At 37.8% G+C, this 21,448-nt stretch carries 17 protein-coding genes; 3 read left to right on the plus strand and 14 right to left on the minus strand.

Annotated elements, in window-relative coordinates:
* Positions 1 to 68 precede the first annotated feature (68 nt).
* The 14 genes from dnaI to MKY71_RS12745 form a co-directional block, all read right to left on the minus strand.
* Positions 69 to 1,028: a primosomal protein DnaI gene (dnaI, locus tag MKY71_RS12680; RefSeq protein ID WP_339172510.1), complete on the minus strand. Its 960-nt coding sequence runs from the start codon at positions 1,026 to 1,028 to the stop codon at positions 69 to 71.
* A complete protein-coding gene (locus MKY71_RS12685) occupies positions 1,021 to 3,762 on the minus strand; it encodes a DnaD domain protein (RefSeq protein WP_340732839.1) in 2,742 nt (913 codons plus the stop codon). Before MKY71_RS12685 ends, dnaI begins: the two co-directional genes overlap by 8 nt.
* Before the next feature lie 22 nt (positions 3,763 to 3,784).
* The gene (gene nrdR / locus MKY71_RS12690; protein ID WP_339172514.1) at positions 3,785 to 4,252 is read right to left on the minus strand and encodes a transcriptional regulator NrdR; all 468 of its coding nucleotides are present in this window, start codon (positions 4,250 to 4,252) and stop codon (positions 3,785 to 3,787) included.
* A 248-nt stretch (positions 4,253 to 4,500) separates the two neighbouring features.
* Positions 4,501 to 5,520 (minus strand): glyceraldehyde-3-phosphate dehydrogenase, encoded by a 1,020-nt coding sequence (locus tag MKY71_RS12695; protein ID WP_339172515.1) that lies wholly within the window; start codon positions 5,518 to 5,520, stop codon positions 4,501 to 4,503.
* 184 nt (positions 5,521 to 5,704) lie between these two features.
* The gene (gene coaE / locus MKY71_RS12700) at positions 5,705 to 6,301 is read right to left on the minus strand and encodes a dephospho-CoA kinase (protein WP_340732840.1); all 597 of its coding nucleotides are present in this window, start codon (positions 6,299 to 6,301) and stop codon (positions 5,705 to 5,707) included.
* 12 nt (positions 6,302 to 6,313) lie between these two features.
* Positions 6,314 to 7,186, minus strand: coding sequence for a bifunctional DNA-formamidopyrimidine glycosylase/DNA-(apurinic or apyrimidinic site) lyase (gene mutM, locus MKY71_RS12705; RefSeq protein WP_339172521.1), 873 nt, complete (start codon positions 7,184 to 7,186; stop codon positions 6,314 to 6,316).
* Between the two features lie 12 nt (positions 7,187 to 7,198).
* Complete coding sequence (polA, locus tag MKY71_RS12710) at positions 7,199 to 9,829, minus strand: DNA polymerase I (protein WP_340732841.1); 2,631 nt, start codon at positions 9,827 to 9,829, stop codon at positions 7,199 to 7,201.
* A 411-nt stretch (positions 9,830 to 10,240) separates the two neighbouring features.
* The gene (locus MKY71_RS12715; RefSeq protein WP_339172525.1) at positions 10,241 to 11,923 is read right to left on the minus strand and encodes a methyl-accepting chemotaxis protein; all 1,683 of its coding nucleotides are present in this window, start codon (positions 11,921 to 11,923) and stop codon (positions 10,241 to 10,243) included.
* A 56-nt stretch (positions 11,924 to 11,979) separates the two neighbouring features.
* Entirely contained in the window at positions 11,980 to 13,131 is a 1,152-nt protein-coding gene (locus MKY71_RS12720) for an ATP-grasp domain-containing protein (RefSeq protein ID WP_340732842.1), read from the minus strand.
* 241 nt (positions 13,132 to 13,372) lie between these two features.
* Positions 13,373 to 13,813, minus strand: a complete 441-nt coding sequence (locus tag MKY71_RS12725; protein WP_340732844.1) for a DNA polymerase I — start codon at positions 13,811 to 13,813, stop codon at positions 13,373 to 13,375.
* 167 nt (positions 13,814 to 13,980) lie between these two features.
* Positions 13,981 to 15,054 carry a protease modulator HflC gene (gene hflC / locus MKY71_RS12730; RefSeq protein ID WP_339172531.1) on the minus strand — a complete coding sequence of 358 codons (1,074 nt, stop codon included), beginning with the start codon at positions 15,052 to 15,054 and terminating at the stop codon, positions 13,981 to 13,983.
* The gene (gene hflK, locus MKY71_RS12735; RefSeq protein WP_339172534.1) at positions 15,051 to 16,022 is read right to left on the minus strand and encodes an FtsH protease activity modulator HflK; all 972 of its coding nucleotides are present in this window, start codon (positions 16,020 to 16,022) and stop codon (positions 15,051 to 15,053) included. Before hflK ends, hflC begins: the two co-directional genes overlap by 4 nt.
* A 267-nt stretch (positions 16,023 to 16,289) precedes the next feature.
* Positions 16,290 to 17,828 (minus strand): two-component system histidine kinase PnpS, encoded by a 1,539-nt coding sequence (gene pnpS / locus MKY71_RS12740; protein ID WP_340732847.1) that lies wholly within the window; start codon positions 17,826 to 17,828, stop codon positions 16,290 to 16,292.
* Positions 17,828 to 18,538, minus strand: coding sequence for a response regulator transcription factor (locus MKY71_RS12745; protein ID WP_339172539.1), 711 nt, complete (start codon positions 18,536 to 18,538; stop codon positions 17,828 to 17,830). The genes pnpS and MKY71_RS12745 overlap by 1 nt, the downstream gene beginning before the upstream one ends.
* 363 nt (positions 18,539 to 18,901) lie before the next feature.
* Here MKY71_RS12745 and MKY71_RS12750 point away from each other — a divergent pair, with 363 nt between their 5' ends.
* Genes MKY71_RS12750 through MKY71_RS12760 form a run of 3 tightly spaced genes read left to right on the plus strand, consistent with a single transcriptional unit; the run spans position 18,902 to position 21,407 of the window.
* Positions 18,902 to 19,675, plus strand: coding sequence for an ATP-binding cassette domain-containing protein (locus MKY71_RS12750; protein ID WP_340732850.1), 774 nt, complete (start codon positions 18,902 to 18,904; stop codon positions 19,673 to 19,675).
* A gap of 13 nt (positions 19,676 to 19,688) precedes the next feature.
* Positions 19,689 to 20,627 (plus strand): sulfonate ABC transporter substrate-binding protein, encoded by a 939-nt coding sequence (locus MKY71_RS12755; RefSeq protein ID WP_340732851.1) that lies wholly within the window; start codon positions 19,689 to 19,691, stop codon positions 20,625 to 20,627.
* 12 nt (positions 20,628 to 20,639) lie between these two features.
* Complete coding sequence (locus tag MKY71_RS12760; RefSeq protein WP_339172545.1) at positions 20,640 to 21,407, plus strand: ABC transporter permease subunit; 768 nt, start codon at positions 20,640 to 20,642, stop codon at positions 21,405 to 21,407.
* The last annotated feature ends 41 nt before the right edge of the window (positions 21,408 to 21,448 follow it).

Below are 21,448 nucleotides of genomic sequence, written 5' to 3' on the forward strand. Positions count from 1 at the left end.
TATTTACGTACAAAGTATACGCTCGATTTTGGAGAAAAGCAATATTGAAAAATAAAACTTTTAATATTTTATTTTCTGCGGTTTGTTCCGGTAATCTCAAGCGGTGTCGTTAATGCTTGTACCCGTTGTAAAATACGGCCCGATTTCATTTCATCTATTGCCCCGTGTTCTGTTACGGACCATTGTTCTTCCAACTGTTTGTAATTGAAATTTGAAGAGATAAATGTCGGCAATTTTTCTGCCATACGGTAATGCAGGATCGATCCGATAATTTCATCTCTTGTCCATGTAGAAATCGGCTCAGAGCCCACATCATCAAGCATTAATACCGGCACTTTTTTTACAAAATCGATTTTCTGTTCAATCGACCCTTCTGTTACCGACGACTTTAATTCACGGATGAATTCCGGCATATATACTAATAACGTTTGAATACGTTCTTTCGATAAAGCATTTGCAATCGCACCTAAAATATAGGTTTTCCCAACACCAAATGTTCCGTATAAATACAGCCCTTTTGCAGGAAGCTCCTTCGTCTCGCGGTATTGCTTTCTAAACTCAACCATAAACTGGGTCGCTGCCATGCGGGAGTTATCGTTCATATCCATTTCATTAAAGTCTGCCTTCAGGACATCTTTCGGCATATACATCGTCTTCATCATGGAAGCCAGTTCACGCTGGTCATCTTCTTTAAGCATTTGTTCGCACTTTTTGTAAATGATATTAATCTGACCATTCGAAAGCATTAATTGCGGAACATGGCCTTTATAGAAATTTTGGCATTGCGCGGTAGAACCTGCTCCACAGCAAGTGTGTTTTTGTTCCACAAATTCAAAAAGAGTTGTCATGCCATATTGAATAACAGCCGAGTTTTCCGTCATATTATGGTCTTCCATAAACTGTTTTACACTTGGGTGTGAAAGGACACGGTTTTTTAATTCATTATATTTTTGCTCAAAAGATGGGATATTTATTTTATTGAGCGAATCTTTTATTGGTTCGATTGTACTCACCTGCTTTTTAATCACTATTTAGTTGCTCTAATAATTTTTTGCGCTGCTCTTCAAAATCAATCTGGTTTTGAGTAGTGCCGGAATTAGCTGGTTGCATCGATTCCTGATCTTTTTCTTTAAACCAATCCGGAACTACGCCAACTTTTCTTGCCCCGCGCTGTTTGTTTTTCTTCTCTTGCATTTCAATATAAACTTTTGCATGTTTTATCGTCTGAATTTTATTGTTGCGCCAAGTATTTGCGACACTGTTAATATATTTTTCAGGCAATGCACCTTCTGTTTTTTCCATTACATATTCGAGCATGTAATTGACGACAGCCGGAATCATCTTGTAATGCAAAATCAATTTTTCCGCTGTTGAGACAACATATGCAAAAGGCTCATGACCATCGTTTAATTCTTTTGTAAATGCATATGGCGTCGCTTTTTCATAGCGGGCCAATTCCGGTGTAAACACATAATCCTGAGGATAATATTTCGGTAAATCCTGCTCGGTAATTTTCACGTCTACTTTATTTTCTTTATAATTCGTTTCGATGTAAGCAAGTGCGTCTTTAGCCAACAAGATGTCTTTCAGCTGCATATTCAAAGCAAGTGTCTGAATTTGGTTACGTCCGAAACGGCTCGTTTTATTCGTTAATATAAATTCTAGAATGGCGTTGACAACACCGACTTTTATACCGTGTTTTAAAACAAGATCATCCACTTGCTTCACTAACATTTCAACCGGTTCTTTTCCGTTAAGCAAATTTTTCATGAAATCATACGGCAACGTTTCATCGAAAGCCGGAATCCATTTTGACATATCCTTAACGGTAACTTTAAAGGCAAGCGGAGTATCCATCGTAATTTTTGATGCTTTGAGTTGAGTTCCATCGCTTTCTTCTACAATACGAAGCGCTTCCAATGCATTGGCCGGCGGGTTTAACATCCAGTTTCCGGCGATAGACTGCACAAAGTTTTTCGTCAGTTTCCCATTGCTCTCATTATAGGCATATTCCATCAGCACATTGACTGCACCTACCGAAAGGCCTTGCTGCAATACGAGTTCTTCGGCTAAATCGACAATAAACTTCACCGGTTTTTTTCCTTTATACAGTGACTTCAGGAAATAATAAGGAACCGTTTTATCATAGTGAATTGACTGGTCATCTACTGTTAAATAATCTTCTGTCACTTTAATAAGGTTGCGTTCATTTCGCTTTTCAATATAGTCCAGTGCTTGCTCGGCTGTCTTAATCTGATTGTACCGGATTTCAGATGCCAATGCTTCAACAAACGATTCCGGCAAGTTGCCTTTTGTCGAGTCCCACACATGACGAATGATGACGTTTCCCACTTCTATCGGGATATCATAAGAACTGTAAAGCGATTCTGCTATTTTTACATGCCCTGAAAATGGTTCTTCACCATGAGTCAAAATCAGCAAATACTGATAAGGTGTAGAATTTTTATAATCAACTAGCGCTGAATCAGGAGAATCGGTTTTCGAGTTATTATTTTCTTCCGTTTTATTTAAATCGTTTTTCGTAACTGTAATTTGCGATAGGTTTTTTGATTTTCGATCACGGTAGCTATGTTCAACTTTTGCAATTTCCATCGTATTTTCAGCTGTTTTCGCACCTTTTTTCAGCCAGTTATTCATGACTACCTTCATAAAGTTCTTATTGTAATTTAGTTCGTCATTCATTGAAATATAATGGATTAAAACATTCAAGGTGCCGTAAGAAACGCCTTTTCTAATGAAATGATTAAATTCCATTACAACGGATTCCGGCGGCAAATAACCGTTAAATTTTTGGAAAACTTCAATCGGTGAAGTTTTTTCCAAATACTCGATTAAACCTTCTTTATCGTTAATATTTTGCGGTGCTTTTGCTGGAGCAGTGTTGATTACTTCCACCGAACGGAAAATGTCCTGTTTTTTGATCAGCTTTGGTTTTGCGACACCTACGTTCAGCTGGTAGTATTCCTCACAGCGTTTTTCAAGCTCTTTTTTCGTAAGTCCTTCATCTGTGTCCCATGCCAGTAAGACGATTCTTTGCATATCCGTCACTGAGAAATTATACATAAAAGCTAATTTAGCAATGGCAATCTTTATATCGAGCGTGAATAATCTACTCGGGATCAAGTTTTGGCTCATGCCCATCATGAAGCTCTTAAAATCAAATAAGTCATACTCAAACGGGTACGACATTTTTGAACGTTCATTAACAGAACCCGTATTTTCCTGCATTACTTGCTTTAGCTCAGATTCCGTTATCGCAACAAATGCATCATTAAAGCTGCATGTTACATCTTTGTACCCTTGTAAGGAAATATCATGCTTCGCTAATTTATTTCGTAATGATTCATACTGTTCGCGGCCGATTTTACGTAAAAGTGATACAGAAAGAATGGAATCGTCAAAGAAGTCATAGCCAGTTAATGGCGGATATAAAATATACTTCATCGATTTATATGAATCCATCATCTTCTCAAAGGACTTCACTAAACCGATTGCTTCTAATATTATTCTTGCCTCTAGTAATTGCTTCGGTTTAAAACTTAATGAATCGAGCAGGTTGCTATGAAAACAAGTTGCCTTTTCATGTTGTTGTGTTTCAACCCATAACTTTAAATATAGTGCAGTAGCTTCAACACCGATAATCGGCTGATAGCATAATTGTAATGCAAGCTGATGCTCACTAGTGATAGTTTGAGGGCAATGAATTTCACAATGGTCATATGGATTTAGCTGATTCATCATTACCATTTATCCCTCCTAACACTTATTTGTTATTTGACTGACGGGTCATGATTTCTTTCAGTTCCTCTATAAATACCGTAATATCCTTAAATTGGCGGTAAACAGATGCGAAGCGTACATAGGCTACTTCATCAATTTTCGCTAGTCGGTCCATTACCATTTCCCCGACATCTTCCGAACGTACTTCCGCATTGCCTAAACGGCGCAATTCCTTTTCAATCGAAAGAACGATTTCTTCTAATTGTTCTAATGCAACAGGTCGTTTCTCACATGCGCGTATAAGACCACGCAATACTTTTTCACGGCTGAACTCCTCACGTGAACCTTCTTTTTTCACGACGATTAACGGGGTTTCTTCAATTTTTTCAAATGTCGTAAAGCGAAAGGCGCATGATTCACATTCACGACGTCTTCGAATTTCTTTATTATCATCAACAGGTCTTGAGTCTACAACGCGTGTCCCGTTGTATTGACAAGCTGGACATCTCATATAATAATTTCTCCTAAAAGTTAGTTTAATTCTATTATAACAAAAACAACGCGCTTGAAATAGTGCTTCACGCGCGTTGAAATTTTCCAATGGAAAGTCATTCAATTATATAGTGCATCGTTGCTTCACACAATAGAAAAAGCCTTTTGCAAAAATGATTTACTTTCTGCAAAAGGTTTTCTCTCTGTCATTATAACTCGTGTCAGTGCCTTTATGAAGGGATCAATGACTCTTAATGCAGCAATCGATTATGCGTTTACTGCTGCTAATTCATTTGCAATTTTCTTTGTTAAGTCTACTACGCGAGCAGAGTAACCCCACTCATTATCATACCAAGCGATCACTTTTACTTTTCGGTCACCTAATACGATTGTAGTTAAACCGTCTACAGTAGAAGAGTATGTTGTTGTATTGTAGTCAGACGATACTAATGGCTCCATAGAGAAGTTTAAAATGCCGTTCATTTTGCCTTCAGCTGCCGCTTTAAATGCCGCATTTACTTCTTCTACCGTCACGTCTTTTTCTACATCTACTACTAAATCAACTAAAGAAACGTTTGGTGTTGGCACACGTAATGCCATACCATGGATTTTCCCGTCCAATTCCGGTAATACAAGACGCAATGCTTTTGCAGCACCAGTTGAAGTCGGGATAATTGATGATCCACAGTTACGTGCACGACGTAAATCTTTATGTGGGTTATCGATATTGTTTTGATCGTTTGTATAAGCATGAACCGTTGTCATTAAACCGTTTACAATACCGAACTCATCGTTTAATACTTTAGCTACAGGAGCTAAACAGTTTGTTGTACAAGAAGCGTTTGAGATGACATCATGCTTTGTTAAATCCAATTTATCATCATTTACACCTAAAACAACCGTAATATCTTCATTTTTACCAGGAGCAGTTAAAATAACTTTTTTCGCGCCAGCTTCAATATGTTTTGCTGCTTTTTCACGGTCATTAAATTTACCAGTCGCTTCAATAACGATATCGACACCCATTTGAGCCCATGGTAATTTTAACGGATCACGTTCACTAACTAATTCAACACGTTTGCCATTTACAATTAAAGCACCTTCGACTGCTTCAACAGTTCCCGGGAAAACACCATGATTTGTGTCATACTTAATTAAATGTGCTAACGTTTCAGATGGATAGCTTGCGTTCACTGCTACGATATTCACGTCACCGCGCATCATTGCTTGTCGGAACACCATACGACCAATGCGGCCAAAACCATTAATTGCAATAGAAACTGTCATATTATTTAAATCCTCCTAAAAGTACGATTCATTCGTTTTATTTATTCGTTGATTAGTATAACACATATTATAAAAAGTTGAACATATTTAATCCACTTAATTAAATTTGTTATTTTCAGATAATACATACCCTTAAAATAAAAACCTCAACCAACTTTTTAATTAAATTGGTTGAGGTATTATTTTACTTCAATACATTCCACTCATACAAAATATTTTGAAGCTGAACCGCTGTATCTTCCAAGGTTCCATTGTTATGAATAACCGCATCAGCTAACTGTTCTTTTTCTTTGACTGGAATCTGTGTCGCAATACGGGCATTCGCCTCTTCTTCAGAAAAACCGTTTCGTTCCATCAAGCGTTGCAGCTGTACCTCTTTCTTTACAGAAACGACAATAATTTTTTCCACGAAATGTTCCAGCTTGCTTTCGAATAGTAGCGGAATATCCATGAAAATATTTTTTTCGCCGAAATAGATAAATTCATCACGCTGACGCAGCATTTCTTCACGAATAGCCGGATGGATGATACTGTTTAACGTTTTCCGCATTTCTTCATTATGAAAAATCATACTCCCGACTTTCACACGGTCCATTGAACCATCTTGTGCAATGACTTCCGGTCCGAATGCTTCTGCAATCTTTTTTAATGTCGGTGTACCAGGCTCGACTACTTGTCGTGCGACTACATCGGCATCAACGATCGGCAATCCGTATGACTCAATCATCTTTGCAACGGTACTTTTTCCGCTGGCAATACTACCTGTTAATCCAATAATCACTGCAATTCCCCTTTACTTTTGACATTGCGGACAATATGTTGATGTTCTGCCCGCGATGACGAGCGACTCTGTATTTGTTTCACATACAACACATTGTTTTTTCCCATACATTTTCAGTCGGTGCTGCATTGTTCCCGCACCGCCGTTAATACTGCGATAATCAGAAATTGTCGATCCGCCCGAATCAATGCTTTCCTGCAATACATCACAAATGACGTGAAAGAGCATCGTCTTTTGCTCACGACTTAATTCACTCGTTGTTTTCCCCGGATGAATAAGCATTTTGAACAAGGCTTCGGTTGCATAAATATTGCCGCAACCGGAAATCACCTGACCATCCATGATGACTTCTTTAATCGGTTTTTTTGCGAATTTTGGTTTTTCACTTTGCATAAGGAAAAAATCACAGGCAATCTCATCAAAAGGCTCAGGCGCCATTTTTAGCAATGGAGGATGATCAGCAATCTCTTTAATAAAACGCAGTTCCCCAAAACGGCGGATATCCGCATACACAAGCAATTCTCCGCTTGCCAATGTAAATATCGCATGAATATGCTTCCGGAACTTTTCTTCCGTAATCTCCAGCACATCATTTACTATAAACCAGGCTCCACTCATCCCTAAATGATTCACCAATATAAAACGTTCATCATTTTTCTCAAGGTGAAAAAATATATATTTCGATCTGCGTTCCAATTTATCGATTGTCATATCTCGTACCAATAATTCAAATTGAGCAGGCTTTGCATTTTTTACAATCGCCTGTTTGCCTGCTTCATGAGAAGTATAAACGACATCCGATAAAGAGACAGATTCGATCGTCTTACCTTCTACGATTGGCCGTAGATCACGTACGACCCCTTCTACTTCTGGTAATTCCGGCATAAATGGTACTCCTTACTTCGCATCGTACCATGTAGGACCATATGAAAACTCCACTTTTAACGGCACACTTAACTTAATTGCATTTTCCATCACTTCTGGTACGATACGTTCTAAAATTTCAACTTCTTCTTTCGGTGCTTCAAAAATAAGCTCATCGTGTACTTGTAATAATAACTTTGTCTGTAATCCTTCTTGTTCAAGTCGGGCATTCATGTCAATCATTGCTTTTTTAATAATATCCGCTGCACTTCCCTGGATCGGTGTGTTCATCGCAGTACGCTCCGCAAAACTTCTTAAGTTGAAGTTCGAACTTGTGATGTCCGGCAAGTAGCGGCGTCGATTTAAAATCGTTGTAACGAAGCCTGCTTTCTTCGCTTCTTCAATACTTGTGTCCATATAGTTTTTTACACCCGGGAAGCTTTGCAAATAGTTTTCGATAAAAATCCCAGCTTCTTTACGTGTAATATCAAGGCTTTGTGATAAGCCGTAATCACTAATCCCGTAGACGATACCAAAGTTTACAGCTTTTGCTGTGCGGCGCATTAGGCTTGTCACATCATCCGGATTTTCAAGATTAAACACATCCATTGCCGTACGTGTATGGATGTCCATTCCTTGCTGGAATGCCTCCACAAGCGCATCATCACCGCACATATGAGCCAGTACGCGCAGCTCGATCTGGGAATAGTCTGCCGCAAACAAAATCCAGTCTTTTTTCGATGGAACAAATGCTTTTCGGATTTTGCGTCCTTCTTCCAAACGAATCGGGATGTTTTGTAAATTCGGGTTTGTTGAGCTTAAACGTCCCGTTGAAGTTAATGCCTGCTGGAAACGTGTATGCACTTTGGAATCCGCTTCATGAACCTCTTTCATCAACCCTTCAATATAAGTAGACTTCAGTTTTGCAAGTGTCCGGTATTCCAGAATATGCTTGACAACATCATGCTCGGACTGCAGCTTTTCCAGCACATCGGCCGCTGTTGAGTATCCTGTTTTCGTCTTTTTGATAACAGGTAAGCCCAGTTTATCAAATAAAATAACCCCTAGCTGCTTCGGCGAATTGATATTAAACTTCTCGCCTGCCAAATCATAAATTGTCGCTTCCATCACTTCAAGCTTTGCCTTCAGTTCATCGCCCATTTGTCGCAATGTATCGATATTGACTGTTATCCCTTCGCTCTCCATTTTTCCTAAAATATGTGCAAGCGGAAGCTCCAGTTCTTTATATAATTCAAACTGTTCGTTTTCTTTCAATGTTTTCTCTAAAACCGGCTGCAATTTCCATACCGCTACGGCTTTTCGGCTTACATGCTCTGCTACATGATCTGCACCAGGAACGATCCACTTTGCCCCTTTTCCGTACACCGTTTCATTGGCTTGTACATCATGATAACCGAATTCTTTTGCAAGTGTTGCAACATCATCACCTGAAATCGACGGCTTTACAATATATGAAGCTAACAATAAATCGAACTCTACTCCTTTTAGTTCAATTCCTAAACGATGGAGCATCGCTTGTGTCGCTTTACTGTCAGCCACATACTTTTTCTTTGTTTCATCTTCCAACCATGTTTTTAACTCCGCATTATCAACAACATGATCAATTGCTGTATAAACAGTACGTTCCCCATCTGTTAATGCTAAACCGAGGGCATTACAGCTATGGTAATGTTCATTTTCCAGCTCCAGATGTATAGCCATCGTATCTTTGAGCATGTCAGCCGTAATATGCTCCACATTTTCAAATACGAGTTCAGCTTGTTCTGTTTCTACTGCTTCAAAATCACTTTTATCGATTAAAGATTTAAACCCAAGCTCCTGCCAGACGTTAAGAAGCGCTTCCTCATCCGGACCTGAATACGCTAAATCATCGAGTGTAATGGTAATCGGGGCATCTGTATGAATAGTCGCAAGCTTTTTAGACAAATGGGCCATTTCTTCATTATCTACCAGCTTTTCTTTCATTTTCGATGCTTTCAATGAATCCATCGCTTCATATAGTTTCTCAATCGTACCGTGTTCCTTCAATAATTTAATCGCTGTTTTTTCACCAACGCCCGGAACTCCCGGAATATTATCCGATTGATCGCCCATAAGCCCTTTCATATCGATAATTTGCTCCGGTGTCAGTCCGTACTTTTCTTCAATATGGGCCGGTGTATATTTTTCAATATCAGTAATCCCTTTACGTGTAATATATACAGTAACATCCTCTGTTGCGAGCTGCGTTAAATCTTTATCTCCTGAAACAACGATAACTTCGATTCCTTGTCCGGCAGCCTGTTTCGCCAACGTTCCGATAATATCATCCGCTTCGTACATTTCCAGTTCATAGCGTTTAATCTTATATGCATCGATCAGCTTACGAATATAAGGGAATTGTTCGGAAAGCTCAGGCGGTGTTTTTTGACGTCCACCTTTATATTCACCAAATGATTCATGGCGAAAAGTCGTTTTTCCGGCATCAAACGCAACTAGCATTTGTGTCGGATTTTCCTCACCGATAATTTTTTGCAGCATTGTTGTAAATCCGTAAGTTGCATTTGTATGAATACCACTGTCATTCGTCAGCAGCGGTAATGCAAAAAAGGCACGGTATGCTAATGAGTTTCCATCTAATAAAAGCAATTTTTGTTTTGTCATGCAAGTTCCTCCATTAATCAATTTCACCTCGATGTGATTAGGCCCGGATTCGAGTCAAATTCACAGGACGCCAATCAGTCATCCGACGCTTTTGACCTGATTTTCTTTTAAATACTCATGACCGAATGTATTGCTCCACCTGGAAGCAGCAACATTTGGCATGTGTTCAAAACGCACCGGAAGAGGTTACGTTACGATTGTATGTTCTCTTTCTACTTTAGCGATTATTGCATTGAATTGCCAACATTAACGCAAATTCTTCTCCAATAAAATTCTTATTCGCCACAAATAAGCTGGACATAAAGATAAAGAAAAAATCCAGATCAATGCATTATCGCATAATCCGGATTTTTCCATCATTGAATTAAGTTCATTTAGTTTAGAAGTTATTTAAACAACTAAAGAATATCTTTATATTTTGAAGTGATTAATTTGGCCTTTTAACTTAATAATCATTTCATTCAATTCATGTGCGATGCTAAGCATTTCTTCAGTCGATGCTGTCTGTTCTTCAATTGATGCAGCAATGCTTTGAGAATGCTCATTGGATTGTTCCAATGACTGAACGGTTACGTCCGTTGTTTCAAGTACCTGATTAGAGTCCGTTACAATGCCTTGGAATGCATCTGTTACATTTTGAATTTCATTTTTCATATTATCCACTAATTTGGAAATCGTATTAAATGTTTCAACAGCCGAATAGATCGTCGCACTTTCCTGCTCGATTTTAGTTACTACACTATTAATGGCAATAACGGATTCATTTGAATCTTTTTGCATTTCGTTAATCAATGTCGTAATATCGCTTGCCGAATTCGCCGATTGTTCTGCCAATGAACGAACCTCATCCGCTACTACTGCGAAGCCTTTTCCGTATTCCCCTGCTCTTGCCGCTTCGATTGCCGCATTTAAAGCAAGTAGGTTGATCTGATCTGAAATACTTGAAATAATTTTCGTGATTTGACCAACTTCTAAAGAACGGCTATTCATTTGCTCTGTTTTCAATAGTGACATTTTCGCTGTTTCATTGATTGTTTCGATTCCTGCAACAGATTTATGAATAACTTCTTTTCCTTCTGTTGCGACATTATTAGTATCGATCGCCTCTTGTGCTACTAATTTTGTAACATTGGAAATTTCTGCAATTTTGAATGCAATCTGTTCCACTGCCTCCCGGTTCTGTACAGCACCTTCTGTAATCATCTCAGTGCTTGAAGCAATTTCCTGAATTGCGCCCGATACCTGATTCGATGTAATGGTTAACTGTTCGATTGTTTCTTTTAATATCGAAGAGCTTTCCTCAACATGCTCGGATGTGTCATTTACATGATAGATCGTCTCTCTCAACTGGGATTGCATATCCGAGAAGCTAGATGTTAAATGCCCAATTTCGTCATGACTGGAAACTTCCAATTGTTTTGATAAATCACCATGTGCCACAACTTCAGTGTGGTTTAAAAGCTGATTTAAAGGATTTACGATTTTTTTAGATACGATCACCGCTATAATTGATCCTATAATCAATGCAACAAGCAGGGAAGCTACAATAATTGTAATTAACAATTGATTCAATTCATCAATAAAATCCGCATCGGCATCCAATCCTAGAACAGAGTCCGTCCCCGGAATTTGAAGGAAGGTTGATTGATGTTTTCCATAATCATCTTCATAAATATCGCTCGCCACTATGTCCGTTGTGGAGAGTGCCGCTGTCTGGTCTTCTGTAAAAGCAAGCGGTGTCAGGTAATCATCCGAATTCCCCAATACCAAAATAACTTCCTCTCCATCGACTTTACTCATAATATAGGCATTTTCCAAATCAAACTCATTTTGAAAATCGGTTGTGGCTTCCTGTAATTTTTCATATGAAGCCTTGTTTTTCTTAGCATCATTCACAATACCTGGGTCAAATAGCGTATTGAATTTATCCATACTCATCAATAAATTTTGGTTGTGCTGCGGAATGATCTGGTTATTAATCAGGTTGCTCGAAACTAAAAATAAAATTGAACTAAAAACTATACTTAATAAAATAATCGGTACTAAAATTCCTAATAAAATCCTAGTTTTTACTGAATTAAATTTCTTTAACATTTATATTGCTCTTGAAAACAAAAATTAAATTGTTTCCACCAAGCGTCCCCCCAAATTTAGTTATTTACATGCAAATATTCTTTTTTTTCTACAAACTCCATAAAGTCCAGCGTTAAAATATGGTCATTTTGTGCCAGTGATTCACTGCTAAAGAAAATAACAGCAAACGTTGCACCCTGCCCATGCGGAATATGACGATATTCTAAAATATGGTGGAATTGTTGTTGCAATAATTCATGGTGTATTACAAACTCATCATCAACCTTTATCTCACCTTCAAACTCGGCACAAGTAAAACTATAAATTCGATTGTCCATTGCATTGATTAAGTCAGCCCAATCCGGTTTTTTCTGTTCGAAAAAATAGTCGTACGAGTTAACCCCATATGCGAAACTTCCCAATTCTGTCGTACCTGCTCCTGCAAAGCGTAATGGATTTACTTCAATCGGGACGATTGTTCCTTCATCATCCATGCGCAGTTCTATGTGTAGCGGCATTTTGCGTAAATTGAAGATTTCCCCAAGTCCTTGCAGATACTCGGTAATCGGAGCTAAGTAATTTTGCAGCACTTGCTTGCTCGTATAATAAATACGATCACTCATATCTTTTTCGTCTTTGAACATACGCGCAAATAAATTAAGCACAACCGGTTCATTGTTTTCATCAAAGAATAGATCGATTGCAAATTCCTGCCCCTCAATATAACTTTCAATGATAAAGGAATCGCTACCCAAAACATCCTTTGAATCGTTTTCACTCCATTCCATCGTCTCGATTATCCTTTGGAATTCTTGTGCATTCTCTACTCGGTAAACCCCAACACTTGAATATCCGACAGTTGGCTTAAAGATGATCGGATAAGGTAGTGAGGATAGATCAAGTTGTCCTAATTCAACTGAAGTAGTTTCTAAAAAGAAGAAATCAGGATAACTCTCAGCTAAACGCTTTCTGAATGCAAATTTGTTTTTAAATAAATTCGCTGTTTTTGTTACATGTGATTCTGCATAATATTCATTTAGAATCTGAACAGCTTCTTCGGAATTCATGATAATTAAATCCTCTTGTTGAAATACTTTCTCAAGATTTTGCTCAGCTTGTGATTTGTGATTTAGAATCAACTGTTGTTGAATATCCAAAACCTTTACTTTTTTTTCAATCAATGTTTCTGCTAAAAGCGGTGAAACATAAGCTGTATCTAATAGAATCAAAATTTTCACTTCCTTATATGTATGGAATACTATTCAAACAAAGCGCATTATTACCTAATTTTTCTGAATACATAAGCATTTGTACCCTAAAAAAATTATTTTACTATATGCACAAAATACTACACTTGTTATATTATACACATTAATTCAAATTTTCCTATTTATTTTCAATTTTTATTAATAATCTTGCTATAATGCAAAAAAAACGCGCAGGATAAATTCCTGCGCGTTCTATATATCTCTATTTTATTTTATTTTTGAATTTCACAGCATGTACATTGTTTTTTTCTTCTTTATAAAAAATCTCTTCAAAAATAACCGTTAATAAAAAGGCATTTAAAAATGGAATGATCACATACATCGGCATGCCGCCTAAATCGTATTGCATTAAACCGCGCGCAAATACTTCCACGAATCCAATCTGTGTGAAGTAAAAGATCATACCAATACCCACTTGCCAGATCGGACGCTTATCTTCACGTTTTTCGAACCATAGTACTTTCTTGAACGAATCCCGTACATCTTCTGCAATAAACAAGCTTAATACTAAAATAGCAATAAATAAAATTGGTATATGAAAAATTTCCACTTTCACGAAATTAATATTGGATTGATAAAAAAGCGCCGTTACAGATGTTGCCATAATAAATGCAATTAAACTATTTTGTATTACTTTACTCAAACTTCGCCACTCCCCCTATATGAATGAACTAACTATACTATAGTATAACAGTAAAATAATAGTTTCCAATAATATAATTTGAAAATTTAATGAAGTTAAATAATGTAAATTTCTCCACACAAAGAAAAGCCATTCGGAATGATTGTATTCCAAATGGCTTACTATATTTAATCCAATTGACCGGATAACAGTTTAGCATACGGCGAGTCTGACGGAATAATAATCATCGTCTCATTCCCGATTGTTTTCTTGTATGATTCTAACGTTCTGAATAGACTGTAGAATTCCGGATCTTTCGAGTAAGCTGCATTATAGATTTGAGCAGCCTGTGCTTCCCCTTCTGCACGGATGACAGAGGCTTCTTTATTTGCTTTCGCAAGTGTTACCTGTACTTCCTGATCCGTTTTTGCCTCTTTACTGCGCTTTTCCGCATCCCCTTCAGACAGATACTTTTGCGCAATCGATTGACGTTCCGAAACCATTCTTGTATAAACAGATTGCTCGTTTTCTTCCGGTAAATCCGTACGGCGAATACGCACATCAATTACTTCAATACCGAAATTCGCAGAATCAATTAGCTCATTGACACGTTGCGTAACACGGTCGTTAATATTCCCGCGCTTTGAATCTTTTTCATTAATAATATCACCGTATTCCGTCTGACCGAACTCTGTACGAAGTGCCGAATAAATGAACTCCTCCATACGACTTTCCGCATTCAGCAACTGACCGGCATTTGAAATTAAAGCCTTTGGATCTGTTACACGCCAAACCGTATAGTTATCAATAATAATTCGCTTTTTATCTTTCGTACTGATTTCTTCTTCCGTCATATCATGTGTCATTAAATTGCTTGGAAGAGTTGTCACACTTTGAATGAATGGAATTTTCATATGAAGTCCCGGTTTACTTTCGTACTTCACTACTTCCCCGAACTGGCGAACTACTTTATATTCATTTTCTTTTACAATATACAGATTCGCAAATACGATAATTAATGCAGCAAATACAACAGTTAATACAATCACAGAAGATACCCATTGCTTTACATTTACCGGCTTTTTATCTTTCTTTAATGGCGTAGGTGCTTTTTTTGCTTTTGTTTCGCCGTTATTTACTTGTTGATCCGGATCGTTTGCTTTTGGTACTTCCTTTACTTCTTTCGATCCTTTTTTGTTGCCGAATAGTTTTTTCACAAACTCATCTAAATCGCCATCAAAATTATTTTTGTTGTTACTCATTCATTTTTGCTCCCTTCTTTTTTCTCTTCTGTAGAAGGAGGTGTCGTTTGCATTGGCTGAATCGGCAAGTACTTCATCGTACCACTGCCATCATCATTCATAATATAAATTTGGGCATTCGGTAAAACTGCCTCCAATGTTTCGAGCACTAATCGTTCACGTGTAATATCCTTATTCAGGCGGTATTCATCATAAAGCTGATTAAAGAGCGCTACTTCACCTGTCGCTTGCTCGATACGTGAAGCTTTTTCCCCTTCCGCTTTTGAAAGGATTGCCGCTGCTTCACCAACCGCTTCACTCACACGCTGGTTTTCATATTTTTCCGCTTCGTTAATCTTTGTATTTTTTGTCTCCCGTGCATCGGTAACGTCCGTAAATGCAGCACGTACTTCTTCATTCGGTACTTCTACATCTTGAAGCTTTACTCCTAAAACCCCAATACCGATGTCGTACTTATCGATTAATGATACGAGCAATTCACGTGTTTCTGCTTCAATATCCGCTTTCCCATCCGTTAATGCCTCATCGATCGTTGAGCTGCCAATGATTGAACGAATCGCACTGGAAGTCGCATTATGTAAAATCGTTCGCGGCTCCTGTGAACTAAATAAATATTTTTTTGGCTCAACAATACGCCATTGAACTACAAGGTCTGTTAAAACAATATTTTCATCACCTGTAATCATTTTTGTTTCTTTATCGAATGCTTCCACCGTACCGTCCGGGTTTTGCTTATAACCGAACTGTAAACTGTATGTCTCTTTTGATAAAATCTCTACAGACTGTATTGGCCATGGCAATTTAAAATGAAGTCCTGAATCTTGTATTGTCTCATCCGCTTGACCAAATGTAATTACTACTGCCTGTTCCGATTCATCTACTGTATACCAGGATGTCGTCACAACAATAATAGCTACGACAGCCAATAGAATTAATGCTACCCACATTAATGTTCTTTTTACACTCATCGTATAAAGCCTCCTTACTTTTCAATTTCCCCTTATTCTACGGGTAATGAATTGTAAAAGTTTCATATTTTTTCAAAATGAGCTTTCAGAAATTTAAAACACAAAAAACTGCGCAGAAAGCTATTTACTTTTTGCGCAGTTTCTTCAATATAATATTTAATTTCTTGCTAAGCATTACCTTCTTTTAGAAACGGGGGTTTCTATTAAGAACTATAACACTGCAATTTAAAGTTCAATTGAATGTTTTGTAAATTTACTGTTAAATTTTTAATCTTTCAATGGTAAAAACACTTTAATACTTGTCCCTTTTCCAATTTCGCTTTCAACTATGATTTTTCCGTTATGCGCTTCAATTAAATGTTTTACGATAGACAACCCAAGACCTGTGCCCCCGGAATTTCGGCTGCGTGCACGGTCTACCCTGTAAAACCGCTCAAAAATACGGGAAATTTCCGCTTTTTCAATTCCGATTCCTTCATCTTTCACTTCAAATATCCCGTATCGTTCATTGGCACTAATTCGCAGCGTAACGGTTGTTTCTTCTTTCGAATAGGCAATGGCATTATTAATGAGATTCGTGAAAATTTGCATTAAACGATTTACATCGCCTAAAATGACCGCATCCTGCTCTATCTCCACATTAAACTGCATATTTTTATTTTCCAATTGCGCACTTGTCAGATCAACAACCCGAACTAAAATATCCTGCAGCTTTGTCGGCACTACATCAAGTGTAAAACCGTGTCGCTCAATTTTGGATAGCTCGAGCAAATCATTGACGAGTACCTGAATCCGATTGCTTTCATCATAAATTATCGTTAAAAATGACAACAGCATCTGCTCATCTTTAAATGCCCCATCCAGAAGCGTCTCTGAAAATCCTTTAATCGATGTAATCGGTGTCCGAAGTTCATGCGAAACATTCGCTACGAAATCTTTTCGAATCTGCTCCAATCGCACAAGTTCACTTATATCATGCATAACAATTACGACACCTAGCCAGCGTCCATGTTCACCAACAACCGGTGCTCCGTAAACTTGCTCATAATATTCTTCATTCGCGATTTCCATTTCAAGCTGCTGACGATAGGGTAATTCCGTCAAAAACACATGATCAATAAACTTTTCAAGCTCTTTCGGCAATCCGAGCATCATAAAATTCTTGCCAATAAGCTTCTCTTTCGGCAGCTCGAACAACGTCTGGAATTTCCTGTTTACAATCGAGATATTCCCTTCACGGTCAATCATCATTAATGCACTGCCCATATTTTCAATTAATGTTTTCAAACGTTCTTCTTCAATCGCTCTTGTTTTCGTAATATCCTGTAAATTACGGGCCAAAATATTAATCGAATTTCTTAACTCAACAATCGTATTCGGTCCATTCGCAAAAGCACGGGCACGGTAATTACCTTTCGAGAGTTCTCTAGCGGTTTTTGTAATATTCATAATCGGTGTAATGAAATTGCTGACAACCCGGTATGCCATAAAACTCATAATTACTAAACCGCCCACTAATAAAGCGGCAATAATGAGATAAATTTTTTGTTTTGTACGTTGTAAGTCTTCTGTATGTCGATTAATTTCATAAGTACCAATAATGGCCTCTTTCTGGGTTTCCGTAAGTTCAATCTGCTCCTGAACGATTACTTGCTCCAATTGCTTCTCGGAATCCTTTGTTGCTTCATGAACAAATTCATCGGCGAAAAAAGGAAAAAGCTGCCCTATGAACAATCCTAGAACAGCTAAACTTGATCCAATTACTAAAATAAACGAATAAAACAAACGATTTTTCATTGCGTTCATTATTTTTTTGGCTCCTCAAATTTATAACCTAAACCACGGATTGTTTTAATAAACAGTGGTTTACGGCTATTTTCTTCAATTTTATCCCTTAGATGACTAATATGTACGTCTACGATTCGAGTATCACCGGCAAAATCATAGTTCCATACGGCACTCAGCAGCTGATCACGTGTTAAAACACGGTTTTTATTTTTAAGCAGATATACTAGCAACTCAAATTCCTTTGGTGTGAACTCCAAAGCCTCTTCATCAATAAATGCTTCAAATCGCTCAGGGAAAACTTTCAAGTTACCGAATGAATAGACAACTTCACCCGATTCAACTGTTTCTTCTACAACCGGTCCAGAAAAACGTCGCAGCACAGCCTTCACTCGAGCGATTACTTCACGCGGGCTGAATGGCTTTGTCATATAATCATCCGCACCGAGCTCTAAACCTAATACTTTATCAAATTCATCGTCTCTCGCAGTCAACATAATAATCGGGATATTGATGCGCAAACGTCTTAATTCTTTACACACTTCAACACCATCAAGTTTCGGAAGCATTAAATCCAATAAGATCAGATCCGGTGCTTGTTCCACTGCTGTATCAAGGCCAGCTTGACCATCATGGGCCAACAGCACATCAAAACCTGCTTGCTCCAAATTATATTTTAATAATGTTGCAATTGGCATTTCATCTTCTACTACTAAAACCGTTTTAACCATTGTAAATTCCTCCAAAATCGATTTGAAACCCCCATCTCAAAATCAATCTTCCAGTGGATGGCTATCAACTAATTCGTAAATATGAACTGATTAGATCACTATCCTCATAGTAACAACTTTTTTTGAAAAGTACAATTATTCCTCTATTCAGGTATCCATTACCCGTGTATACTTAATTAAATCTTTAATCCTTATTAATTCGATAGGTAAAATAATTTTTACTATTGACTGAATATTTATTATTATGGTAACATTTAGAAAAATTGTTGTTGTACCTTTGTTGTCAGGCAGGGGGAAATTTTTTTAACAACAATTCCGAGTAAATCAATATGTTAAGTATTTTAACGGAAAGTAGGTGCTTCCATGACAAATGGAATCAATATTGAGTTAGTAAATTTAACAAAAAGTTTTGGTGAAAAACAAGTTTTAAAGGATATTAATTTAACCATTCCCGCAGGACAATTCGTGGCAATCGTCGGAAAAAGCGGATGCGGAAAAAGTACACTTCTTCGTATTATTGCAAATTTAGAACAGAAAACTGCCGGAGACTCTCTAAAGGATGGCATTCAACAGGAAGACTTTTCAGGTGTTCGCGTTATGTTCCAGGAAGATCGTCTACTCCCATGGCTGTCTGTACTTGAAAATGTAGGGGTTGGCACTGAGCTGAAAAAGGATTGGAAACCGATCGCATTAAAATCACTTGAACATGTAGGTTTAGAAGACCGCTCAAAAGAGTGGCCACATGTACTTTCAGGAGGCCAAAAACAACGGGTTGCTTTAGCCCGTGCGCTTAGTGCACAGCCAAGACTATTGTTATTGGATGAACCGCTTGGTGCCTTGGATGCATTGACACGACTGGAAATGCAAAATCTTATTGAACAATTGTGGTTAAAACAAAAGTACACATCATTGCTCGTGACACATGATGTGGCAGAAGCAATTGCATTGGCAGATCGAATTATTTTAATCGAAGACGGGAACGTTGCTTTAGATTTGCCGGTAAAACTTCCTCGTCCAAGAACCCGTTCAAATCCGCAATTTGCCGAGCTCGAGGAAACCTTGCTTCAGCATCTATTAGGACAGCAACCAAAAACAGCAACACCAATCAAACAAAATGAATTACAAGCGATTATTTAAGGAGGTATTACAAATGAAAAAACTATTATCTGTCTTTTTACTTTTAACTTTATCGATTATTTTAGTCGGGTGCTCCTCATCAAATGCCGAAAATAAGAAAGTTCGAATCGGTTATCAGAAAAACGGCACAACCTTACTATTAAAAGCGAATGGCGAACTGGAATCACGTTTAAAGGAACTAGGCTATTCAGTGGAATGGTCAGAATTCAATACAGGAAGTTCAATTATGGAAGCCTTAAACTCCGGAGCGATCGATTTTGCCAATGCAAGTGATGCCCCATCAATGATGGCATTATCAAAAGGAATGAAATTCAAGTACATCGCTGGTGAAGAACCATCTCCACAAATGGAAGGGATTTTAGTAAAGAATGATGGATCTATTCAATCAATCGAACAATTGAAAGGGAAGAAAATTGCGTACAATAAAGCTTCCATCTCCGAATATTTATTAGTTACTGCTCTGGAAACAGTAGATCTGACATTGGATGATGTAGAATCTGTTATTTTAAGCCCTGCAGATGCGACAATTGCATTTCAAAACGGTGAGGTTGATGCCTGGGTAACTTGGGATCCGTATATGACGGTCTCAGAAAGTAAAGGCAATAAAATTTTAGCTACAGCAGAAGGCATTGTGGAACACCGCAGTTTCTACTATGCATCTGATAAATTTATTGAATCCAATAAGGATGCAGTCGTAGCCTACGTGGAGGAGTTATCTAAAGTCGGTGAAGCAATTGATGCTGATTCAAGTGATGCAGCCGAAATTCTTGAAGAAAATACAGGTATCGAAGCAGATATTTGGGTAACAAGCTTAGCCCGCCGCTCATCTGTCGCTACTTATATTGACGAAGCTGCAGAGGCAGATTTGCAACGATTAAATGAAGATCTTTATGACATCGGATTAACAACGAATCTTGTAGAAGATCTTGAAAATTATATTTGGAAACCATAAGAGGTGAATAAAATGAAGAAGAAAAAATGGTTCCATTTGATTGAGCCGTGGATTATTCCTATTTTGATTATTGTCGTATGGGAAATATCGAACAAAACAGGTATCCTTGCCAATACCATTTTGCCTGCCCCTTCCGATGTAGTAAAAGCAGGCTATGAACAAGCAGTTTCCGGTGTTCTGTTTGATCACCTTCAAATTAGTACGACGCGTGCTCTAATCGGGTTCCTGATTGGCGGGAGTATCGCATTTGTAATCGGAATTTTAAATGGGATCGTCCCTTTTGCACAGCGTTATTTGGATACAACTATTCAAATGCTGCGTAATATTCCGAATTTGGCACTCATCCCATTAGTGATTATTTGGTTTGGTGTTGGGGAAGAAGGAAAAATTTTCTTAGTAGCCATCAGCGTGTTTTTCCCGATTTACGTCAATACATACCATGGCATCCGCAATGTTGATCCACGGTTAATCGAAATGGGAAAAATTTATAATCTTTCGAAATACAAACTGTTTTTTAAAGTGATTATTTTAGGTGCTATGCCATCCATTTTAGTTGGTATCCGTTACTCTTTAGGAATTATGTGGCTCACATTAATTGTTGCAGAAACCGTTGCGGCAAGTTCAGGAATCGGCTATATGTCGATGAATGCCCGTGAATATATGCAACTTGATATCGTTGTGTTAGCCATTATTTTATATGCTATTTTAGGTAAAATTGCCGATTCCATTGCAAAACTGTTAGAGAAAAAATTATTAAAATGGAATCCTGTGTACCAGTAAAAATAAAAAAGGGCTTCGGTGTATACAGCCGAAATGCCCTT

It is taken from the genome of Solibacillus sp. FSL W7-1324, from assembly GCF_038008025.1.
Taxonomy (GTDB): Bacteria; Bacillota; Bacilli; order Bacillales_A; family Planococcaceae; genus Solibacillus.

Excerpts from the sequence above, each read along its gene's own strand:
- MKY71_RS12685 (WP_340732839.1), bottom strand. The coding sequence starts at position 3,762 with ATGATGAATCAGCTAAATCCATATGACCATTGTGAAATTCATTGCCCT.
- nrdR (WP_339172514.1), bottom strand. The coding sequence starts at position 4,252 with ATGAGATGTCCAGCTTGTCAATACAACGGGACACGCGTTGTAGACTCA.
- MKY71_RS12695 (WP_339172515.1), bottom strand. The coding sequence starts at position 5,520 with ATGACAGTTTCTATTGCAATTAATGGTTTTGGCCGCATTGGTCGTATG.
- mutM (WP_339172521.1), bottom strand. The coding sequence starts at position 7,186 with ATGCCGGAATTACCAGAAGTAGAAGGGGTCGTACGTGATCTACGGCCA.
- polA (WP_340732841.1), bottom strand. The coding sequence starts at position 9,829 with ATGACAAAACAAAAATTGCTTTTATTAGATGGAAACTCATTAGCATAC.
- MKY71_RS12715 (WP_339172525.1), bottom strand. The coding sequence starts at position 11,923 with ATGTTAAAGAAATTTAATTCAGTAAAAACTAGGATTTTATTAGGAATT.
- hflC (WP_339172531.1), bottom strand. The coding sequence starts at position 15,054 with ATGAGTAACAACAAAAATAATTTTGATGGCGATTTAGATGAGTTTGTG.
- hflK (WP_339172534.1), bottom strand. The coding sequence starts at position 16,022 with ATGAGTGTAAAAAGAACATTAATGTGGGTAGCATTAATTCTATTGGCT.
- pnpS (WP_340732847.1), bottom strand. The coding sequence starts at position 17,828 with ATGAACGCAATGAAAAATCGTTTGTTTTATTCGTTTATTTTAGTAATT.
- MKY71_RS12745 (WP_339172539.1), bottom strand. The coding sequence starts at position 18,538 with ATGGTTAAAACGGTTTTAGTAGTAGAAGATGAAATGCCAATTGCAACA.
- MKY71_RS12750 (WP_340732850.1), top strand. The coding sequence starts at position 18,902 with ATGACAAATGGAATCAATATTGAGTTAGTAAATTTAACAAAAAGTTTT.
- MKY71_RS12755 (WP_340732851.1), top strand. The coding sequence starts at position 19,689 with ATGAAAAAACTATTATCTGTCTTTTTACTTTTAACTTTATCGATTATT.
- MKY71_RS12760 (WP_339172545.1), top strand. The coding sequence starts at position 20,640 with ATGAAGAAGAAAAAATGGTTCCATTTGATTGAGCCGTGGATTATTCCT.